This window comes from Psychrobacter sp. CAL346-MNA-CIBAN-0220 (assembly GCF_040309805.1).
In the GTDB taxonomy this organism is placed as follows: Bacteria; Pseudomonadota; Gammaproteobacteria; order Pseudomonadales; family Moraxellaceae; genus Psychrobacter.
In genome coordinates, this window is sequence record NZ_JBEOPF010000551.1 from 1 (window position 1) to 251 (window position 251).

Below are 251 nucleotides of genomic sequence, written 5' to 3' on the forward strand. Positions count from 1 at the left end.
GTATTGATCAGCCGTTTGATATTAACGAAGGCAGTAAGTTGGAGCTTGGTTCAACGGCTAAGTTACGTGTATTAGCGACATATTTAGACATTATTGCCGAATTACAACAGCGTTTTTCGGCAATGACGGTGGCTGATTTACGCCAAGTGGATGTGGAACGTAAAGACCATATTACACGCTGGGTAGTTGATTATTTAATTACTACCCGAGACCGTAATTTAACCCGAATGTTAGATGCAGCACTGCAGCGC

1 protein-coding gene is annotated in these 251 nt (G+C 42.6%); it reads left to right on the forward strand.

Annotation, left to right across the window (positions count from 1 at the left end):
- Window positions 1-251 (forward strand): hypothetical protein (locus AAEY88_RS14755; protein WP_350563594.1); only part of this gene is annotated, 251 nt, incomplete at both ends.